Below are 21,246 nucleotides of genomic sequence, written 5' to 3'. Positions count from 1 at the left end.
GCGTGTCGTGACGGCACGTGGCCATGGCACATTTCCCGAAGCGCCGATCGGGCGGCTGACCCGGCTCGATGGGCTGCGCGGCGTTCTCGCCGTTTATGTCATGCTCGGTCATGCCGCTCCGTTCATCCGCTGGCCGCCGGGTGTCGGTCCATTCATCGAGGCAGTGGTCGGCCACGGCATGGCGGCGGTCGATCTGTTCTTCGCGCTTTCGGGTCTGGTGATCGTGCAATCCATGGCGCGGTTCGAAGGGCGGACGGCACCCTTCTTCGCCGCGCGGGCGCGGCGGCTTTTGCCGATCTATCTCGTGGTGCTCGCGGCGTCGATCCCGATTCTCACCGCGGGATCGCCCTTCGCCTTGCTGCCCTGGCTGCATCCGGGCGACGCGGCGCACCAGATCTGGGAGGTGGGTCTGCCGCACCCGCTCGCCGCGCATATCGCGCTCCATCTCGCCCTGATCCAGGGCGCACTCCCCCGCGCGATGCTGCCCGATGCCGAATTTTCGCTGCTCGGCCCGGCCTGGAGCCTTTCGACCGAATGGCAATTCTACGCGCTCATCGCCCTGCTGATGACCCGTATCGGCAACGATCGGCGCGGTCTTGCCCGCCTGACGGTCATATTTCTCGCTTTGGCGCTTGCCGGGCGGGCCTATGCCGGCTTGGCACCGCCATCTTGGCAATTCGGCCGGGCCTTCCTGCCCAATCAGGCGGCTTATTTCGCGCTCGGCATCGCCGCCGCGCGGCTCTGGCGCGGTTCAGACGGGACGCGGCTGTTCCTCGTCGTCCTGGCGGTCGCCATGGGACTCGGCCTCAGCCATAGCACGGGTTCGGGCGCGATCGGCAAGGCGCTGCCGCCGCTGACCTGGGCACTCGCCATCGTTGCCCAGCGCGCTCCGGCAAACCGGCTCATCCGCCCGTTTGCGCGCGTGCTTGGCCATCCGGTTCTGCTCTGGCTGGGGGCGATTTCCTATCCGCTCTATCTGGTCAACGAGCCGGTGCAGCGCACACTGGCATTGCTGTTCGGCGGTGCCGATCCGGCGCAATTCGCCCTGCTCTGGGGTGGGCTCGCGCTCGCGGTGCCGATCGGCCTTGCGGCCTTGTTGCACCATGCGGTCGAGCGCCGCTTTATGCGGCAGCGCCGCCGTTCACTCCAGGCGGCGGCGCCGGCAGCCGCGCCGTGACGCCGATGGCCGGTTGAGCCTTGACCCAGGTGAGGCTGCCGATCATGCCGCATTTGCGGCAGGTCGCCTGCCATTCCTCGTGCGGCGTTTCGCAGGCGGCACAGACCCAGCCGATCCCCGCGGCGTCCGCCGCCAGCATCTCGTGACGCTTCGCCTCGCCTTCGAGACCGGCGGCTTTCGCGGTGCGGGCGAGCAGTGCCTCGCTTTCCGGGTGGCCCGGATTGGCGCTGGCGAGTTTATGCGCGGCGCGGGCGCGCTCCAAAGGCGCGGTGATGCGGGCGAGCCACGCGGTTGCCAGATCGGGATGCGGCGCCGCTTTCCAGCCGCGCAGCAGGGCACGTTTCGCCCGCCAGGGATGGCCCGCGCGCTCATGGGACTGGAACAGCGCGAGATAAGCGGGCGCGAGGCCGGGTGCGGCGCGCACCGCCTCCTTCGCCCAGTCGATCGCGAGGCGCGCGGTTTCGGCGTCGCGCGACGCCATGATCGCGAGGGCGGCGTGCTCCGGCTTGCCGGTGGCGAGCCGTGCCGCCTCGGCGAATCGTCCCTGGCCCATCGCAAGTTGAACCCGCCGGTCGCGCAGCCAGGCCGAGTTGGGATAGGCGCCGGCGGCTTGGCGGGCCTGAGCTTCGGCTTCGGCCAGGGTCGCGGCGTCGGCCAGATTCTGGGTCCGGTGATGCAGCAGCCCGCGCCAGCCGAGGAACCCCGCATCCTTGTGGCGGGCGAGGGCGGTGAAATGCGCGTCCGCGATCGCATGGTCGCCGTCGCGCCGTGCGGTTTCGCCGGCCACATAGAGAGTGAGCGGCGCATCCGGCGCGTGGCGCTGGGCGATTCGGGCATGGCTGCCGGCGGCCCGCACATCCCCCGCCGCGAGCGCCGAAAGCGCCCGCAGCGAAGCGGAATCGGCGGCGTTGCGCCAGGCCAGCGCACGGCGTGCGGCGAGCCGGCCCGGCGCGCGGACCAGCGCGCGGATGATCGCCAGAATGAGCATGACGATGCCGGCCAGGACCACCAGGAGAATAATCGCCACCGGCGTCGAGGCGGTGGCGCTGTAGCCGCCGAAATCGAGCGTGACATGGCCGGGCAGCGTGGCGACATACCAGGCAATGCCGAGCAGGACGATCGCGACGATCGCGAAGCGGAAGGCGCGGAGCATCAGGAATGATCCGCCATGTCGGCCAGGGCCGCGCGCGCAGCGAGCAAATGCGTCGCCTGTCTGGTCCAGGGCGTCATCGCCGATTGCGCGCCCGGGGGCAGCGTCTTCAAGCTGGCGAGCGCGGCGGCGAGATCGTCATTGCCGAGATCGCGCTGCGCCGCCGCGAGAATGCCCTGCGCACGGCTGCCGACCAGAACCTTGCCGCCGTGGCGAACGGTGACCAGGCTCTCGACCCGGAAGCGCAGTTTTTGCCAGAATCCGCCATCGGCCGCGACGCTGCCGCCGGCCCGCACGGCCTTGCGCGCATAGGCGGGGAAGGATGATTTCAGCGCCCCGAGAGTCGGCGGTTTCGCGTTCGCATAGCGGACAAGCGCTTCCGGCGCGTTCGGGATCGGCCCGAGCGCGTCGCCGTTCTGCAGGGCAAGGCTCGCCTGGGCGATGCGCGCGAGCGTTTGCGCCTTGGCCACCAGTTTCGGCAGGCTGGCGGCGTTGCTCTGCAAGGTCACCACGGCGGCATGATCGGCAACGGTCGTGGTTGAAAGCGCGGCAAGGCCCGCCTGCATGGCGGCGAGCCTGGTGTCGAGCGCGGCAGGAATCTGGTTTTCGGCAATCGCTTTCGGCGGCGCCGCCTTGGGTTGCGGGCGAGCGGCCAGTTCGGCGAGCCGCCGATCAAACGACGTCACCTTGGATTGCAGCGCGTTGACCTGCGACTCCAGCGTGGCGATCCGGCGGGTCTGGTTTGGCATTCCCGATTGCGCGCGGAACAGGAACGTTTCACCGCCGGCGAGCAGCACGGCGACGATCACGCCGGCGGTGACCAGAAAGGTTGTGCGCCACGAGCGCCGCGCCGTCGCGGCCGGCTCGGAGGGGCGTTCCGGCAATGCCGGCTCGGGGGACGAAGTGTCGTGCTCGCTCATGATAATATCGCTAGCATGTGATCCTGATCCGGTGAAACCGCCGCGCGCACCGCGCGGAACGGCAGGCGCGCGAGCGCCGCCGCCGCCGCGGGGCTGATCGCGATGCCGACGGCGTCCCGGAGTGCGGCCTCAAGCCCTTCACGCTCGACGAGTGCCGCGAAATGCCGCGCGGTCGCCGGCGAAAACACCATCACCCGGTCGATCGCCCGCGCCGACAACGCGGCGATCGCGGCTTCCGGCAGGGTTTCGGCCGGCCGGGTGCGATACACCACACGGCGGCTCACCCTGAAGCCGGATGCGCGCAAAGAGACCGCGAGATCGCGGCTCTGACCGGCACCGCAGGGCAACAGCAGCGCCGCGCCGGACGGCATCCGGGTTTCGACCAGCGCAGCAAGCTCGCGGGCGGTGCCTGAAGCGCTCGCCACCTGAATGAAGCCCGTCGCCATGGCGCGAGCGGCGGTCGCGTCGCCCACCGCGAACAGGGGCAGATGGTGCAGCTCACGCGGCAGGCCGGGCAGCGCCTGAGCACTCGCCACCACGATCGCATCGCAGGAAGCCGGCAGTGCCGCGGGCAGCGTCTCGATGTCGAGGCAGGGAGCCAGCACCGGCACATGGCCGCGCGCACGCAGGGCGGCGGCGGTTGCCGAGCCGCCCGGCTCCGGCCTGGTGATCAGGACGGTGAGGGGGGCTTCAGTCAAGAAAGATATCGGCGGGGCTGTCGCGCCGCAGCGAGGCACCAAGCTCGGTGCCCAGCCGTGCCGCGTCGGAAACCGGCGCGATCTCGCTGCGCTTGAGCAGGAAACTGCCGTCGGCGCGGGCGGTCAGGCCGGTCAGATGCAGCGTGCCATCGGGCAGCAGCCGCGCATGGCCGCCGATCGGGGTGCGGCAGGAGCCGTCGAGCGCCGCAAGCAGTGCGCGCTCGGCGGTCGACACCGCCTTCGCTTCGGGGTCTTCGATCGCCGCGAGCAGGTCGCCGAGGGCGTGATCTTCCGCGCGCACGGTGATGCCGACGATACCCTGGCCGGCCGAGGGCACCATGGCCTCGGGGTCGAGCGCCGCGGCGATCTCATGCTCGAAGCCGAGTCGCCGCAGCCCGGCAAGGGCGAGCAGCGTACCGTCCAGCGTGCCGTTGCGCGTGGCGTCGAGCCTGGTGCGGACATTGCCGCGCAGCAGGCTGATCCGCAGATCGGGCCGCGCATGCAGCAATTGCGCCTGCCGGCGGACCGAGGAGGTGCCGATGCGCGCCCGCGCCGGCAGGGCAGCCCAGATGTCGGCTGCCCCGCGATCGGCGCGATCGACGATATCGTGCCGGATCGCGAGAATCAGCGCGTCGCGCGCATCCTCGCGCTTCATGGTGCAGGCGAGGATGATGCCCTCGGGCAGTGTGGTTTCCAGATCCTTGAGGCTATGGACCGCGAAATCGATCCGTCGTGCCAGCAGCGCCTCGTGGATTTCCTTGGCGAACAACCCCTTGCCGCCGATCTCGGCCAGCCTCCGGTCCTGCACCCGGTCGCCGGTGGTGCTGATGATCTCGGGGGCAAAAGCCTCCGGCGCATAGCCGAGCGCCGGGCAGACCGCGCGCAGCTCGGCGAGGAACAGCTCGGTCTGGCGCCGGGCGAGCGGCGAGCCCCGCGTGCCCACCCGCAATGGCAGCTTCCCGCTATGCGGCGCCACTTTCGGCGCCGGCGTCCTTTCCTGGTCCATCGGCGATGCTTAAAAGCATCGTCATGGAAAGAAAAGCCGCGATCCCTGGCGCGCCCGGCGCCGCCGCGCTGATTCTCGGCATCGAGACCTCCTGCGACGAGACCGCCTGCGCGGTGCTCGACGGGAGCGGGGCGATCCGCGCCGAAAAACTGGCCAGCCAGATCGCCGATCACGCGCCGTTCGGCGGCGTGGTGCCGGAAATCGCGGCGCGCGCCCATCTCGACATTCTGCCGGCGATGGTGGGCGCGGCCTTGCGCGAAGCGGGAGTGAGCGCCGGAAATCTCGCGGCGATCGCGGCGACCGCCGGACCGGGGCTGATCGGCGGCCTGATCGTGGGGGCGAATTTTGCCAAGGGCATGGCGATCGCCACCGGCGCGCCGTTTTTCGCGATCAACCATCTGGAAGCCCATGCGCTGACCGCGCGGCTGCCCGGTCTCGACGTATCGGTGCCGGAATTCCCCTATTTGCTGCTGCTGGTCTCCGGTGGCCATACCGCCCTGATCGCGGTGGAGGGGGTTGGACGATATTGCCGGCTCGGCACCACTCTGGACGACGCGGCGGGCGAAGCCTTCGACAAGGTCGCCAAGCTGCTCGGCCTGCCCTATCCGGGCGGACCGGCACTGGAACGTCTCGCCGCCGAGGGCGATGCCGCGCGATTCGCCCTGCCGCGCCCGATGCTCGGCCGGCCGGGCTGCGATTTCTCGTTCTCGGGGCTGAAGACGGCGGTGGCGCAGCGCGTCGCCGCCACGCCGCCGGGGGCGCTTTCGCGATCCTTCGCCGCCGATCTCGCCGCATCGTTCCAGCGCGCGGTGGTCGAGGCGATGGCCGACCGGCTGGGTCGCGCGCTCGCGATGATGCCCGGCTGCACGGCGGTGGTTGTCGCCGGCGGAGTCGCGGCCAATGGCGCGATCCGCTCGGCTCTGGCCAATGTCGCGGCCCGCGACGGGCGCAGCCTGATCGCACCGCCGCTGCGGCTTTGCACCGATAACGCGGTGATGGTCGCATGGGCGGCGATCGAGCGGATGCGCGCCGGTTCGCCGTCCGATCCGCTTGCCGCACCGTGCCGGCCGCGCTGGATGCTGAATTGCGCGGCGTAAAGTTGCGTTGCAGCGAAGCCGGGTTTCATGTCAGTCTGACCGCCAAGAATGAAAAGGCTGCCCTGATGAACGATACACCGACACAGGACCGGCCGGACCAGACTCGTCGCGACACGAAACCCCTGGCCGCCGTTCCGCCGCCGCTGCCGCCGATCCGCTCGGCGCAGGATTGGCGCGACGCCATCGTCGCCAAGCTGATCTACGGTGTCGGCAAGAATGTTTTCACCGCGAGCGAACGCGACTGGTTCGTCGCTCTTGCCTTCGCGCTGCGCGATCGGGTGGTGGAGCGCTGGATCGCGAGCACCAATGCGATTTACGAGCGCGGCCATAAGCGGGTCTATTATCTTTCCCTCGAATTCCTGATCGGCCGGCTGCTGTTCGACACGCTGACCAATCTCGGCATGGTCGATATCACCCGTGCCGCCCTCGCCGATCTCGGCGTCGATCTCGATCGCGTGCGCGAGACGGAGCCCGATGCGGCGCTGGGCAATGGCGGGCTCGGCCGGCTTGCCGCTTGCTTCATGGAGAGCATGGCCACGCTCGCGATTCCCGGCTATGGCTATGGAATTCGTTACGATAACGGGTTATTTCGTCAGGCGATCCATGAGGGGCGGCAGCACGAATTTCCCGAGGATTGGCTCTCGGTCGGCAACCCCTGGGAATTCGAACGCCCGGAAATCGCCTATGACATCGCATTCGGCGGCCGTGTCGAGGCGGTGCGCGACGATGAAGGCGAGATCAGCCATGTCTGGCATCCAGGCGAAGTGGTGCGCGCGGTTGCCTATGACACGCCGGTGGTGGGCTGGCGCGGCCGGCACGTGAATTCGCTGCGGCTGTGGTCGGCCCGAGCGGTCGATCCGCTGCAGCTCGATACGTTCAATCTGGGCGATTATGTCGGCGCCTTGGCGCAGGATGTGCGGGCCCAATCGATCTCGCGCGTGCTCTACCCGTCGGACGCAACGCCGGCCGGCCAGGAGCTGCGGTTGCGCCAGGAATATTTCTTCGCTTCCGCGACATTGCAGGACATGCTGCGCCGGCATTTGCGCCATTACGGCGATTTGCGCATCCTGCCTGAGAAAGTCGCGATCCAGCTCAACGACACTCACCCCTCGATCGCGATTCCCGAACTGATCCGATTGCTGGTCGATGTGCATGGATTGCTGTGGGACGAGGCGTGGGAGATCGCCCAGGGCACGTTTTCCTACACCAACCACACACTGCTTCCCGAGGCTTTGGAAGCTTGGCCGGTGCCGCTGATGGAGCGGCTGCTGCCGCGCCATATGCAGATCATCTATCTGCTCAATGCAGAGCATCTTGAGCGCGCGCGGGCACGGGAAGACGTTACCGACGGCAGCCTCGCCACGCTGTCGCTGATCGATGAAAGCCACGGCAGGCGTGTGCGCATGGGCACGCTCGCCTTCATCGGCTCGCATCGGGTCAACGGCGTTTCGGCCCTGCACACCGAGCTGATGCGCGGCACGGTCTTTCGCGAGCTGCACGGAATGTTTCCCGACCGCATCGCCAACGTCACCAACGGGATCACCTTCCGGCGCTGGTTGTTCGAGGCGAATCCCGGTCTGATGCGCTTGCTGGTCGAGGCCCTCGGCGAGCAGGTCTGCGACGATCCCGCCGAACTCGCGGGCTTGCGCGATCTCGCACAGGATGCCGGGTTTCGCGGCCGGTTCGCCGCCTGCCGGCGCGACAACAAAGTGCGGCTCGCCCGCTGGGTGCGCGACCATCTGCGGGTGAAGCTCGACCCGGACGCGCTGTTCGATGTCCACATCAAGCGCATTCACGAATATAAGCGGCAATTGCTGAACATTCTGGAAACCATCGCGCTCTACGATGCGATCCGCGCGCGGCCGACCGCGCATTTTGTGCCGAGGGTGAAAATCTTCGCGGGCAAGGCGGCGGCGAGCTATCATCAGGCCAAGCTGATCATCAAGCTGATCAACGACGTGGCGCGCGCGATCAACAGCGACCCCACGGTGCGCGGGCTGCTGAAGGTCGTGTTCCTGCCGAATTTCAATGTCAGCCTCGCCGAAATGATCATTCCCGCCGCTGATCTCTCGGAACAGATTTCGACCGCCGGGATGGAAGCCTCCGGCACCGGCAACATGAAATTCGCACTGAACGGCGCGCCGATCATCGGCACGCTCGATGGCGCCAATGTCGAGATCCGCGACCATGTCGGCGCCGACAACATGTTCATCTTCGGTCTCACCGCCGAGGAGGTCGCGGCGCGCAAGGCCGAAGGCTGGCGGCCGGCGGAGGCGATCGCGGCATCGCCCGCGCTCGGCGAGGTGATTGACGCGATCGAGTCCGGTGTATTTTCGCCGGGCGACGCGGCGCGGTTCCATCCGATCGCGCGGGAACTGCGCGGCGAAGATCGTTTTCTGGTGACCGCCGATTTCGATTCATATGCGCAGGCGCAACGCGCGGTCGATCGGCTCTGGCTCGATCAGGAGGCCTGGTGGCGCATGTCGATCAACAATACCGCCGGCATGGCATATTTTTCGTCGGATCGCGCGATCGCCGACTATGCCCGCGACATCTGGCGCACGACCAGCCTGGAGACCACATGATGCGCTAGTGTGGCGGTTCTGAAATTCCTAATATGCTTGTGGCAGCGATTTTAGGAATTTCAGAACCATAAACCACACTAGAATCAAATGCTTACTAGTGTCCTGCTCGATTCGGAAGTTCGTAAGACACCTCGGCCAGCACAAACGAACTTCCGAATCGGGACACTAGTGTGGCGGTTCTGAAGTTCCTACGCCGCGCAATCAGGGGAGCGAACGAAAAATGGCCAGAGAAAACGGATTGACCAAGCCGCTCTCGCGCAACGCGATGGCCTATGTGCTGGCGGGCGGCCGCGGTTCGCGATTGTACGATCTGACCGACAAGCGGGCGAAGCCGGCGGTGCATTTCGGCGGCAAGTGGCGGATCATCGATTTCGCCCTGTCCAACGCGCTGAATTCCGGCATCCATCATATCGGCGTCGCGACGCAATACAAGGCCCACAGCCTGATCCGGCATTTGCAGCTCGGCTGGACCTTCTTTCGCCGCGAGCGCAACGAGAGTTTCGACATATTGCCGGCGAGCCAGCGCGTATCGGAAGAAAAATGGTATCTCGGCACCGCCGACGCGGTATATCAGAACATCGAGATCATCGAGAGCACCGGCCCGCAATACATCATCATCCTCGCCGGCGATCATATCTATAAAATGGATTACGAAGTGCTGCTGCAGCAGCATGTCGCGCAGAAAGCTGATGTGACAATCGCCTGCGTCGAAGTACCGCTGGCGGAAGCGAGCGGTTTCGGCGTGATGCATATCGACGAGAACGACCGAATCATCGGATTTCTGGAAAAGCCGGCCAATCCACCGCCGATGCCCAGCCGTCCTGATCTCGCCCTTGCGAGCATGGGGATCTATGTGTTCGACACCAAATTCCTGATCGAGGAATTGCGGCGCGATGCCGCGAGCACCGCTTCCCAGCATGATTTCGGCCGCGACATCATCCCGCATCTGGTGCGTCACGGCCGCGCCTTCGCTCATCATTTCTCGCGATCCTGCGTGCGGTCGAGCAAGGAGGCCGAGCCGTATTGGCGCGATGTCGGCACGATCGATGCCTATTGGGAGGCGAATATCGACCTCACCGATTTCATCCCGGCCCTCGATATCTACGACCGGGGCTGGCCGATCTGGACCTATACCGAAGGCACGCCGCCGGCGAAATTCATCCATGACGAAGAAGGCAGGCGCGGCCTCGCGGTTTCATCGCTGGTGTGCGGCGGCTGCGTGGTTTCGGGCGCGGCGCTCCGGCGCTCGCTGTTGTTTACCGGCGTGCGGGTGAACTCGTTTTCGCAGATCACGGCAGCGGTGATCCTGCCGGATGCCGATATCGGCCGGCACGCGCGGCTGACCAATGTGGTGATCGATCGCGGCGTGCGGATTCCCGAAGGCATGGTGGTGGGCGAGGATCCGGAAGACGATGCGCGGCGATTCCGCCGCACCGAAAAAGGCGTGTGCCTGATCACCCAGACGATGATCAGCCGGCTGGAAAACACCTGAAGCATGAAGGTTCTTTCGGTCGGGTCGGAACTCTACCCGCTGGTCAAGACCGGCGGACTGGCCGACGTGATGGGCGCGCTGCCGGCGGCGCTGGCGCCCGAGGGAATCGCGATGCGCGCACTGATCCCCGGCTATCCCTCGGTGCTGGCCGGGCTGACGAAAACCCAGCCCGCACTCGACATCCCCGCTCTGTTCGGCGGCGATGCACGCATCATCTCGGCGGAATCGCAGGGTTTGCCGCTCTTCGTGCTCGATGCGCCGCATCTGTTCGCCCGGCCGGGCAATCCCTATCTCGGCCCGGACGGGATGGACTGGCCCGATAACGCGCAGCGTTTCGCGGCCCTCTGCCGGGCGGCGGCGATGATCGCGCAAGGTACTGTCGCCGGTTTCGCCCCGGACGTTGTCCATGCGCATGACTGGCAGGCGGGATTGCTGCCCGCCTATCTGCGGTTCGGCGAGCGTCCGGCGCCGCCCACGGTGATGACGGTTCACAACCTCGCCTATCAGGGGCAATTTCCGGCTTATCTGCTCGGCACACTCGGCCTGCCCGCGCGCGCCTTCACCATCGACGGGGTCGAGCATTACGGCGCGATCGGATTCCTCAAGGCCGGAATGCAACTCGCCGATGCGATCACCACGGTCTCGCCGAGCTATGCGGCGGAAATCGCAACCCCCGAAGGCGGCATGGGGTTGGATGGGCTGATCCGCGCGCGCGCGTCCGCGATGCACGGAATCCTGAACGGTCTGGATACCGCGGTGTGGAATCCCGCCACCGATGCCGCGCTCGCGGTACAATTCACATCCCGCACCCTCGCCGGACGCGCCGCCAACAAACAAGCGTTGCAGGCGCGCATGGGACTCGATCAGGACAAGGCAGTGTTGCTGTTCGGCCTGGTCAGCCGGCTGGCATCGCAAAAAGGCATCGACCTCGTGATCGAAACTCTTCCGGTTATCGACGCGTTGGGGGCGCAACTCGTGGTGCTGGGTGCTGGCGATCCATCCATCGAACGCGCGCTGCGCGCGGCGGTGGTGATGCGGCCGGGCCGGGTTGCCGCGACGATCGGCTTCGAGGAAGCGCTCGCCCATCTGATCCAGAGCGGTGCCGATGCGATTCTGGTGCCGTCGCGCTTCGAGCCATGCGGGCTCACGCAACTTTCCGCGCAACGCTATGGCGCGATCCCGGTCGTCGCGCGGGTGGGCGGATTGGCCGACACGGTGATCGACGCGAACGAGGTCGGTCTCACCGCCGGCGTCGCGACCGGCGTTCAGTTCGCGCCGGTCGCCGCCGACGCGCTGGCCCTGGGGCTGCGCCGCACCGCCGCGCTCTTTGCGGACAAGCCGGCCTGGCGGCGGATGCAGCGCAACGCCATGGCGCTCGATGTATCCTGGACACAGCCGGCACGCCGCTATGCGGCATTATACCGATCACTCGTGAACTAACAAATAGTCATTCGGCGGGCATCGTCGCGATGCGCCGCGCGCGGCGCTTGCCGAAGCCGGCGAGCGCCAGATAGATCACCGGCGTGGTATAGAGGGTGAGCGCCTGGCAGACGAGAAGGCCGCCGATCACCGCGACGCCGAGCGGCCGGCGCAACTGATAGCCGGTGCCAACCGCGAAGGCCAACGGCAAGGCACCAAGCATGGCGGCGATCGTCGTCATCATGATCGGCCGGAACCGCTCCAGACAGGCGGCGCGAATTGCCTCCTGCGGCGACATATCGCCGCGCCGTTCGGCATCGAGCGCGAAATCGACCAGCATGATGCCGTTCTTCTTCACGATGCCCATGAGCAGGAAAATACCGATCACGCCGATCACCGACATCGGAATGCCGGTGATCAAAAGCGCCAGTAGCGCGCCGACGCCGGCCGAGGGCAGGGTGGAGAGAATCGTCAGCGGCTGGGTCAGGCTTTCATAGAGCACGCCGAGCACGATATAGATCGCGATCAGCGCTGCAAGAATCAGGATCGGTTCCTGGTCGATCGATTTCAGGAAATACTTGGCGTTGCCGCCGAACTGGATTTTGACGTCGGCGGGCAAGGGCATCGTGGCGATCGCCTGCTTCACGTCGGTGATCGAGGTGCCGAGCGAAACACCCTTGCCGACATTGAAACTGATCGTGCCGGCCGGAATGCCGTTCACATGAGTGACCGAAAGCGGCGCGGTACTGCGGATGACGGTGATGAGCTGGCGTAGCGGCACCGGTCCCTTGGTGCCGCTGACAAAAATGCGGTCGAGCTGGCTCGGCGCGCGATCGAGCGCTGCGGGCACCTTCATCACCACGGCATACTGGTTCTGCGCCTGATAGATTCGCGAAACCTGGCGCTGCGCATAGGCATTGGCAAGCGCCGCATCGATCGCCGCGACCGACACGCCGAGCCGCGAGGCAGCGTTGCGGTTGATCTCGATCATGATCTCGGTCTGCGCCTTGTCCTGGTCGGTCGAGATGTTGTTGATCGATTTCAGCGTGCGCAATTTCGCCTCGATGTCGCGGGTGACGTGATCCAGCTCGGACAGCGACGGGTCGAGCACCGAAAAACTATATTCGCCGCCATTCGACTGGCCGCCGATGAAAATATCCTGCGCAACCTGCATCTGGGTGGTGATGCCTGGAATTGTGTCGAGCTTTGCGTTCAATTGCCGGATTACCGTTTGCGCGGAAACGGTTCGCTGCGACAGCGGCTTGAGCCCGATGAACATATGGCCGCGATTGGCGGTGGAGAAGCCGTTGGCGACTCCCACACGCGAGCTGATCGTCGCGACCGCTTGGTTTGCTAAAATAACGTGCACGACCCGCGCCTGCAGGCGCTGCATCCGGTCGAACGAGACATCCGGGGCCGCGATGGTTTGGCCGAGAATGAGTCCGGTATCCTCCTCCGGGATGAACGTCTTGGGTACCTTGACGTAGAGAAATATCGTGAGAACCAGGGTGATCGCGAAAGAGGCGAGCATCAGCCAGCGATGCGCGAGCGCCCAGTCGAGGCTGCGCGCATAGGCAGCGAGGCCGTTGCGGTAGAGCCGGTCGATCCCGCGCGCGAGGCGCGACTGCCGGCCGATTTTCGGCGTGCGGCCCATGAAATGGGCACAGATCATCGGCGTGACGGTCAGCGAGACGATCCCGGAAATGATGATCGCAACCGAAAGCGTCATCGCGAATTCATAGAACAGGCTGCCGATGATACCGCCCATCAAGGTGAGCGGCAGGAACACCACGACCAGCGAGACGGTGATCGAGAAAACGGTGAAGCCGATCTGGCGCGCGCCGACCAGTGCCGCCTCGATGCCGGTCAAACCGCGCTCGTGCTGGGCGACGATGTTCTCGATCATCACGATCGCATCGTCCACCACGAAGCCGACCGAAATCGTCAGGGCGAGCAGCGAGAAATTGTCGAGCGAAAAGCCGAGCGCCCACATCGCGGCGATGGTTCCGGCGAGCGAGAGCGGCACGGTCACGCCGGCGGCAATGGTCGGCGTCAGCCGGCGCATGAACAGCGTGACCACGGCAAGCACGAGCAGAATGGTGATAAGCAGCGTAAGCTGAATGTCTGCGACACTGGCGCGGATTGTCGTGGTCCGGTCGGTGAGGATCGAAAGATGGATTCCCGGTGGCAGCCATTTGCGAATATCGGGAAGAAGTCGCTTGATCCCTTCGACGGTCTTGATCACGTTGGCCTGCGCGGTCTTGGTGATCGCGACGACGATACCGGGCTGATCGCCATCGGTCGCGGCCAACTGGGTATTGGCGATGCTGTCGACCACCGAGGCGACAGCGGACAGGCGCAGCAGCGCGCCGTTCTTCGCCTTCAGCACGATGCGTCGGTATTGCGCGGCGTCGTGCAACTGCCCGTTGATCGCGATGATGCGCGCGCGGCGCTTGCCCTGCAGAACGCCGAGCGGAGCGATGTCGTTCGCGCTGCGCACCGCGTTGTACACATCGGTCGCGGTAAGTCCGGCCGCGGCAAGCGCCCGCGGGTTCAGCCGAATGCGCACCGCCGGCGAGCCGCCACCATAGAGATTGACCTGGGCGACGCCCTTCACCTGCGAAAGCCGCTGCACCAGAATGGTGTCCGCGGTGTCGTAGATCGCGCCCAGGCTCATGGTTTTCGAGGTGAGCGACATGGTCAGAACCGGCCGCGAGGCGGGGTTGAACTCCTTGTAGAAAGGCCGGCTCGGCATCGCCGAGGGCAGGTTGGGCAGGGCGGCGTTGATCGCCGCCTGCACGTCGTGCGCATCGGCGTTGATGTCGGTGCCGGTGTCGAACAGCATGACCACGGAGGTCGAGCCGGTCGAACTCACCGAATGCACGTCATCCACGCCCGGAATGGTGCCGAGCGTATGTTCCAGCGGCGCCGCGACGGTGCTCGCCATGATCGAAGGGTCGGCTCCCGGCTCCGAGGCGAACACCACGATGGCGGGGATCGGGATGCTGGGCACGGCGGCAACCGGCAGCAGGCGGTAGGCAAGGCCGCCGGCGAGCAGAATGCCGAGAGCGAGCAGGGTGGTGCCGATCGGCCGCTTGATGAAGATGGCCGAGAAGCTCATCGCTATTCCGCCGGCGCCGGCTGGCTCAGGCGGCGCGCGCTCGGGCGCAGCCGGTCCATCGCGAGATAGATGACGGGCGTGGTGAACAGGGTCAGCAACTGGCTGACCAGCAGCCCGCCGATGATGGTGATGCCGAGCGGCGCGCGCAGCTCCGATCCCGCGCCGCCTTCAAGCACCAGCGGAATTGCGCCGAACAGTGCCGCCATCGTTGTCATCATGATCGGGCGAAAGCGCAAAATCGCCGCTTCGGTGATCGCCGCTTCAGGCGTGACCCCGCGCGTGCGCTCCGCCTCGATCGCGAAATCGACCATGATGATGCCGTTCTTTTTCACGATGCCCATGAGCAGCACGATGCCGACGAGTGCCACGAGCGTGAACTCGGTGCCGGTCAGCATCAGGGCAAGCAGCGCGCCGATACCGGCGGACGGTAAGGTGGACAGAATCGTGACGGGATGGATCGTGCTTTCATAGAGCACGCCGAGCACGATGTAGATCACCACCAGAGCGGCCGCGATCAGCCAGGGTTCCTCGGCGAGCGAGGATTGGAACTCCGCGGCGGCACCCGAAAAGGTGCCCGTGATGGAATTCGGCACGCCGAGCTTTTGCTCCGCCTTCTGAATTGCGGCCTCGGCCGCGCCCAGCGATGCGCCGTTCGCGAGGTTGAAGCTGAGCGTGACCGAGGGGAACTGGTCTTCGCGGGTGATCGCGAGGGGGCCGTATTTCCGCTCGATTTTCGCGATCTCAAGCAGCGGCACCTGCGCCGGCACGCTGCTCGCGTTAGTCGTACTTGTCGTCGTGCTCGCGGCGCCGGTGGTGGTCGTGCTGCTACCGCTCACCGCACCGCCGGGACCGAGCGCCGTCGTGCTTGTGCTGGCGGCAAGGCTGCCGGTGGAAAGAAAAATATGCGCGAGTGCCTCGGGCGAGGTCGCATAGGAGGGATCGACGCCGAGCACCACGCGATACTGGGCATTCTGGGTATAGATGGTGGAAACCTGCCGCTGGCCGAACGCGTCATGAAGCGTGTTCTCGATCGTCGCCATGCTGATGCCGAGCCGTGCGGCAGCGGCACGATCGACATCGATATAGGTCTGCAGACCCTGGTTCTGCTGATCGCTCGCAAGATCGGTGATCTGTGGCAACTTCCCAAGTTCGGCCTGGATTTTCCGCGCCCAGAGATCGAGTTCGACCTGGTTGGTGTCGGTCAGCGTGTACTGGTATTGCGTGGGCGAGACGCGCGATGAGAGCGTGATGTCCTGCACCGGCTGCATGTAGAAATGCAAACCGGGAATGGTGGCGAGCGAGGCCTGCAACTGGCGCATCACCGTGGCGATCCCGGCGCGCTGGCCGAACGGTTTGAGCGTGATGGTCAGCCGGCCGGTGTTCGGCGTCGGATTGGTCAGACCCGAACCGAGTTGGGATATCACGCCGGCAACCGCCTTGTTGTGCCGGATCGCGGCGATCGCCTGGTTCTGAATTTTTTGCATCGCATCGAGCGAAATGCTCTGCGCCCCCTCGGTCACCGCGACGATCGCGCCGGTATCTTCCTGCGGTAGCAGCGCTTTCGGCACCACGGCGAACAGAATGATGGTGATCGCCACGGTCGCGGCGAAAACAGCCAGCATCAGGCGCTGATGGGCAAGGCTCCAGTCGAGCCCGCGCCGATAACGTTCCCGCACGGCGACGAGCGATGCTTCAGCACTGCGAGCGATCCGCCCTGGCCGCTCGGATGCCGCCGGGCGCAGCAGCCGCGCGCTCATCATCGGCGTCAGTGTCAGTGAAATCACCGCCGAGATCACCACGGCCACGGCCAGCGTGACCGCGAATTCCGAGAACAGCCTGCCGATCACGCCGGGCATGAACAGCAGTGGAATGAACACAGCGACCAGCGAGACGGTAAGCGAGACGATGGTGAAACCGATCTGCTGCGCCCCGAGATAGGCTGCGCGCAATGGAGTTTCGCCATTCTCGATGAAGCGGACGATGTTTTCGATCATCACGATGGCATCGTCGACCACGAATCCCGACGCGACGGTGAGCGCCATCAGCGAGAGATTGTCGAGCTGATAGCCAAGCGCGCTCATCACCGCGAAAGTGGCGATGATCGAAAGCGGCAGCGCCACCGCGGGAATCAGCACCGCGCGGGGGTTGGGCAGGAACAGAAAAATCACCAGTACGACCAGAAGCGCTGCGGTGATCAGGGTAATCTGCACGTCGCGCACCGAGGCCTTGATCGTGCCGGTGCGGTTGGCGGCAACCGTCAAGTCGATTCCGGGCGGCAGGGTCGTTTGCAGCGATTCCAGGGCCGATTGAACCCGTTGCACGGTACTGACGATGTTGGCCCCCGGCTCGCGCTGGATATCGAGCACGACCGCCGGCGTTCCATTGTAGCTCGCCAGCTCCTGGTTGTTTTCCAGCCCCTCGGTGACCGATCCCACCGCCGACAGACGCACCGGCGCCTTGTTCTGATAGGCGACGATGACGTTGCGGTACTCCGCTGCCGAAGTGATCTGGTCGTTGGCGCCCAGCGTGTAGGATTGATCGAGCCCGTTGAACGCGCCTTTCGCGCCGGTCTGGTTCGCATTGGAAATCGCATTGCGCACATCCTCGAGCGAAATGCCGTAAGCGGCGAGGCGCGCGGGATTGACGTCGATCCTGATCGCCTTGCGCATCCCGCCTTCGATGGTCACCCGTCCGACCCCGCTGATCTCGGAAAGCTTTGGCAATATCTCAGTCTGTGCGGCATTGGCGATGGCGTAGAGCGGTACCGTCTTCGAGGTCAGTGCAAGGCTGATGATCGGCGCATCGGCCGGGTTCACCTTGGTGTAGGTGGGCGGATATTGCAGATTGGGCGGCAGCGTGCCGGACGCCGCGTTGATCGCCGCCTGCACGTCCTGCGATGCGGTGTCGAGCGAAACGCTGAGCTGGAATCGCAGCGTGATCGCGCTGGTGCCCTGGCTGGAAATCGAACTCATCGCGGCGAGCCCGGCGATTTCGCCGAACTGACGCTCCAGCGGCGCGGTGATCAGCTTCGAGACGGTATCCGGCGAGGCGCCGGGCAGCTTGGTGACGACCTGAATGGTCGGAAAATCGACCTGCGGCAGGGAGGAGACCGGCAGGGAGCGGTAGCCCAATATGCCGAGCAGAAGAATGGCGATCGCGAGCAGCGAGGTTGCGACCGGCCGCGCGATGAACGGGGCCGAGATGTTCACGGCGCACCCGCCTTGGGCGGCGCCACGATGGTCACCTTCGAGCCGGCCTTGAGCCGTGAATTACCTTCGGTGACCACCTGATCGCCGCCGGCGAGCCCCTTGGCGACCACCACGACCGACTGGTTTTCATAATCGATGGTTATCGGCTGATCGGTCACGGTCGCGGGGTCCTTGGCGTTCGCGGAGGGTTTGACCAGGAACACGAAACTGCCGTTCGGCCCCTGCTGTACCGCGACCGGCGGCACCGTCACGGCGTGGCCGATGGTTTGCACCAGGGTGCGCACATTGACATAGGAACCCGGCCAGAGCTCCAGCTTGGGGTTGGGGAATTTGCCTTTCAGGGTGAGCGTCCCGGTATTCGCGTTGACCGTGTTGTCGAGCACCGAGAGAACGCCGTGGTCGAGCACCGGCGCGGTCACCGGGTTGCCCTCTGCGGTGGCGATCAGATGCACCGCTCCCGCGTCCATCGCGCGGCGGATCTGCGGCAGATCCTGCTGGGGCAGGCTGAACTGCACCGAAATCGGCTGCAGCGTGTTGATCACCACGATCCCGCCGGTGATGTTGGGATTGACGATATTGCCGGCATTCACCTGGAGAATTCCGGTCAGGCCGGAAATCGGCGCGCGGATTTTCGTGTAGGCGAGGTTGATCTTGTCGGTCTCGATCGTCGCTTCGTCCTGCTTGACCAGCGCGCGATCCTCCGCCGCGGTCGCCTCGGCGGTGGCCGCCTGCTGCTTCGACGTATAGTTCCGTGCGACCAGCGACGCATATTGCCGCGCTTGCAATTCCGCATTGGCGAGGCTTGCCTGGTCCTGAGCCAGCTTGGCCTCGGCCAGGGCGAGCGACGCCTTATAAGGCGCCGGGTCGATCTCGGCGATCAACTGACCCTGCTTCACGAACTGTCCTTCGTGGAACAGAACCTTTTCGAGCGGTCCGGTGATCATCGGCTGCACCGTCACGGTGCGATAGGCAACCACCGTGCCGAGCGCATCGAGATAGACGGGCACGTCCCGCACCGAGGCTTTTGCAACGGTGACCGGAATCGTCTGGGACTTCGTGGATTTCGGCTTGGCCGGCCCGCCGAACAGCCGGACCAGCACGATCGCGATCACCACGATCACGATCACCAGAACGATAGTCCGTCCGCGTCGTTTCGCCATCGCTATTGCACCTCGTCCTTGGGCAGTATCCAGCCGCCGCCCATCGCCTTGTAGAGATTGACCGCCGCATCCAGCCGGGTCAGCCGCGCCTGCTCCAGCGTGTTTTCGTCGGACAGCAGCGTCTGTTCGGCGTTCAGCACGGTGCTGATATCGACCACTCCGGCCTGCAACTGCGCCTTCGCACCGTCAAGCGCCGCTCGCGCCCGCTCCACCGCGATGCGCTGCAGCCGCTCCTGGCGCGTCGCGAAATGCAGGGCGGTCATCGCGGTCTCGACATCGGTAAACGCCTGCACCACCGCCTGTTCGTATTTCGCCACATCCTCGCGATAGGTCGCGCGATCGACATTCAGCGTGCCCTCGAGCGCGCCGCCCTCGAAAATCGGCTGGCTCAGCGATGTCGCGGCCGAAAGCAGCATCGAACCGGGCGCGAACAGCGTGTTCAGCGCCGTGCTCTGCCAGCCCGCCGAGCCGGTCAGCGAGATCGACGGGAAAAACGACGCGATCGCACCGCGCACATTGGCGTTCGCCCCGATCAGCGTGGCCTCCGCTTCGGCGATATCGGGCCGGCGGGTCAGCAACTGCGCGGGCAGGCCGGGGCGGATGCGCGGCACATGGATCGCGCTCAGCGTGCCGCCGTGGATGCGCAGGAATTCCGGCGCCCTGCCGGTGAGAATGCCGAGCCCGATCGCCTGCTGGCGCATCTCGGAGGTGATGTTGGGAATGTTCGCCCGCTCCGAGGCGACCAGCGCCGCCTGTTGCGCGACCGACGGCGCATCGACCACCCCGGCCCTGAATTCGGCGCGGAGCTGGTCGAGCAGGCCCTGGGCCGCGGCGAGGTTGCGTTTGGCGATTCCGAGTTCGTCCTGATAGGCGAGGGTCTGGAAATAGGTGGTGGCGACCGCGGCCTCCTCGGTCAGCGCCACGGTCGCGGCGTTGAACTGCGCGGCGGCGGCGTTCGCCTGGGCGGCGCGCAGCGCGTCGTAATTCTTGCCCCAGAAATCGAGCTGGTAGGAGGCCTGGAACGCGGCGGTGAAATGCCGGCTGTCGATGTTCTTCCTGGTGCCGACGCCGCCGAAACTGGAAAAATTCGACGCCGAGGACGCCCCCGCCGCGCTGGCGCCGGCCTGCTGGAAATTGCCGCTGCCGGTCGCGGTGATGCTCGGCAGCAGCGGCGCGCCGGAGATCTCGATCTGGGCATTCGCCGCCTCGAGCTGGTCGATCGCCTCGCGCACCGAGAAATTATGGGTCTTCGCGGCGGCGACGAGCCGGTCTAACTCCGGCGATCCGAAATATCGCCACCAGCCGGGCTTGGGCCAGGCGGGCGGCGCCGCGGCGGGCGACACGAAGCCGGTCGGCACCGCGAGCTTCGGCGCATGGAACGAGGGCCCGACCACGCAGCCGGCAAGCGTCAGGGTGCTGACGAGCGATGCGGCCAGCCGAATCCGCGTCACCGGGTAGTCATCCTTGCCGGCGCTCCTCATTCCTGCCGCTCGTCATAACGGGCCGTCATAGCGGCCGATTGTAACAGCCGCATTGCACGATGGCGCGAAATACGGAAGCGTCACGGGGTCCAGCGCAGCGCGCCGGGCGGGGCGCTTGTGGGATCGTAGCCGATCCACTGCCCGTTCATCAGCGACTGGCCGGTCAGCGCCAGAATGAACGCCCAGTGACTCACCACGATCGTCTCGCGCTGGTCGGGCCGCGCCGCCATCATGGCGCGGAACCGGGCGGCGCGGTCGATCACCGAAGCTTCCTCCTCGCGGCCTTCCGGCCACCAGCGGTCCGGCAGATGCGCGAAATCGTGATCGGGAAACGATTCCGCCAGCACCGCGGGCGCGCTGCCGATATCGCAGGCGAAGGCGTAGCGCTCGCGGATCAGCAGCTCGATCTCGACAGTCAGGTCGCGGCTGGCGATGAACGGCGCCGCCGTCTGCAATGCACGCGTATAGGGCGAGACGATCAGCCGAGTCAGTTTCGTATCCGCCAGCGCCCGTGCGGCCGCCTCGGCCTGGGTGCGGCCCTCCGGCGTCAGATGCGGATCCTCGATGCCGGGGTCGCGGCGGGTCGCGGAAAAATGCAGGTTGAATTCGCTCTGGCCGTGGCGAAGCAGGATCATGCGGCAGCGATACCGCGCGGCGTGCACCCCGGCAAACCGGGCGGAGCTGCCGCGCGGTGGTTGCGGTGCGGGCTGGCTCGGCCTATCACCTCACTT

Annotated in this window: 14 protein-coding genes; 5 read left to right on the top strand and 9 right to left on the bottom strand. The window is 65.9% G+C overall.

Going from position 1 to position 21,246, the window contains the following annotated elements; translation table 11 throughout:
- The first annotated feature begins 7 nt into the window (after nucleotides 1-7).
- A complete protein-coding gene (locus L2A60_RS01635; protein ID WP_235702626.1) occupies nucleotides 8-1,177 on the top strand; it encodes an acyltransferase family protein in 1,170 nt (389 codons plus the stop codon).
- Here the strand turns inward: L2A60_RS01635 and L2A60_RS01630 are convergent.
- The 4 genes from L2A60_RS01630 to hemC are packed head-to-tail and all read right to left on the bottom strand — an operon-like array spanning nucleotide 1,122 to nucleotide 4,951.
- Entirely contained in the window at nucleotides 1,122-2,330 is a 1,209-nt protein-coding gene (locus L2A60_RS01630; protein ID WP_235702625.1) for a heme biosynthesis HemY N-terminal domain-containing protein, read from the bottom strand. The genes L2A60_RS01635 and L2A60_RS01630 overlap by 56 nt on opposite strands.
- On the bottom strand, nucleotides 2,330-3,247 hold the full coding sequence (locus L2A60_RS01625; protein ID WP_235702624.1) for a COG4223 family protein: 918 nt from the start codon (nucleotides 3,245-3,247) through the stop codon (nucleotides 2,330-2,332). The genes L2A60_RS01630 and L2A60_RS01625 overlap by 1 nt, the downstream gene beginning before the upstream one ends.
- Nucleotides 3,244-3,945 carry a uroporphyrinogen-III synthase gene (locus tag L2A60_RS01620; protein WP_235702623.1) on the bottom strand — a complete coding sequence of 234 codons (702 nt, stop codon included), beginning with the start codon at nucleotides 3,943-3,945 and terminating at the stop codon, nucleotides 3,244-3,246. Before L2A60_RS01620 ends, L2A60_RS01625 begins: the two co-directional genes overlap by 4 nt.
- Nucleotides 3,938-4,951 carry a hydroxymethylbilane synthase gene (hemC, locus tag L2A60_RS01615; RefSeq protein WP_235702622.1) on the bottom strand — a complete coding sequence of 338 codons (1,014 nt, stop codon included), beginning with the start codon at nucleotides 4,949-4,951 and terminating at the stop codon, nucleotides 3,938-3,940. The genes L2A60_RS01620 and hemC overlap by 8 nt, the downstream gene beginning before the upstream one ends.
- Nucleotides 4,952-4,974: 23 nt before the next feature.
- Between hemC and tsaD the strand changes: the two genes are divergently transcribed.
- The 4 genes from tsaD to glgA all read left to right on the top strand — a co-directional run bounded on the left by tsaD (nucleotide 4,975) and on the right by glgA (nucleotide 11,565).
- Nucleotides 4,975-6,048, top strand: coding sequence for a tRNA (adenosine(37)-N6)-threonylcarbamoyltransferase complex transferase subunit TsaD (tsaD, locus tag L2A60_RS01610; protein WP_235702621.1), 1,074 nt, complete (start codon nucleotides 4,975-4,977; stop codon nucleotides 6,046-6,048).
- Entirely contained in the window at nucleotides 5,955-8,633 is a 2,679-nt protein-coding gene (locus L2A60_RS01605; RefSeq protein ID WP_235702620.1) for a glycogen/starch/alpha-glucan phosphorylase, read from the top strand. Before tsaD ends, L2A60_RS01605 begins: the two co-directional genes overlap by 94 nt.
- A gap of 220 nt (nucleotides 8,634-8,853) precedes the next feature.
- Nucleotides 8,854-10,125: a glucose-1-phosphate adenylyltransferase gene (glgC, locus tag L2A60_RS01600; RefSeq protein ID WP_235702619.1), complete on the top strand. Its 1,272-nt coding sequence runs from the start codon at nucleotides 8,854-8,856 to the stop codon at nucleotides 10,123-10,125.
- A gap of 3 nt (nucleotides 10,126-10,128) precedes the next feature.
- A complete protein-coding gene (gene glgA / locus L2A60_RS01595) occupies nucleotides 10,129-11,565 on the top strand; it encodes a glycogen synthase GlgA (protein WP_235702618.1) in 1,437 nt (478 codons plus the stop codon).
- A gap of 7 nt (nucleotides 11,566-11,572) precedes the next feature.
- On the opposite strand, the gene L2A60_RS01590 is transcribed toward glgA, so the two are convergent.
- From L2A60_RS01590 to L2A60_RS01570, 5 genes are all read right to left on the bottom strand, one after another.
- Nucleotides 11,573-14,665 carry an efflux RND transporter permease subunit gene (locus tag L2A60_RS01590; protein ID WP_235702617.1) on the bottom strand — a complete coding sequence of 1,031 codons (3,093 nt, stop codon included), beginning with the start codon at nucleotides 14,663-14,665 and terminating at the stop codon, nucleotides 11,573-11,575.
- Between the two features lie 2 nt (nucleotides 14,666-14,667).
- Complete coding sequence (locus tag L2A60_RS01585; RefSeq protein WP_235702616.1) at nucleotides 14,668-17,874, bottom strand: efflux RND transporter permease subunit; 3,207 nt, start codon at nucleotides 17,872-17,874, stop codon at nucleotides 14,668-14,670.
- Nucleotides 17,871-19,034 (bottom strand): efflux RND transporter periplasmic adaptor subunit, encoded by a 1,164-nt coding sequence (locus L2A60_RS01580; protein ID WP_235702615.1) that lies wholly within the window; start codon nucleotides 19,032-19,034, stop codon nucleotides 17,871-17,873. The genes L2A60_RS01585 and L2A60_RS01580 overlap by 4 nt, the downstream gene beginning before the upstream one ends.
- Nucleotides 19,035-19,036: 2 nt before the next feature.
- Nucleotides 19,037-20,515, bottom strand: a complete 1,479-nt coding sequence (locus tag L2A60_RS01575; RefSeq protein WP_235702614.1) for an efflux transporter outer membrane subunit — start codon at nucleotides 20,513-20,515, stop codon at nucleotides 19,037-19,039.
- Between the two features lie 80 nt (nucleotides 20,516-20,595).
- Nucleotides 20,596-21,150, bottom strand: a complete 555-nt coding sequence (locus L2A60_RS01570; RefSeq protein ID WP_235702613.1) for a histidine phosphatase family protein — start codon at nucleotides 21,148-21,150, stop codon at nucleotides 20,596-20,598.
- Nucleotides 21,151-21,246: the final 96 nt, after the last annotated feature.

This window comes from Acidiphilium iwatense (assembly GCF_021556475.1).
In the GTDB taxonomy this organism is placed as follows: domain Bacteria; phylum Pseudomonadota; class Alphaproteobacteria; order Acetobacterales; family Acetobacteraceae; genus Acidiphilium; species Acidiphilium iwatense.
The sequence above is the reverse complement of the archived record's forward strand: the minus strand, read 5'-3'. Positions and strand labels throughout refer to the sequence as shown.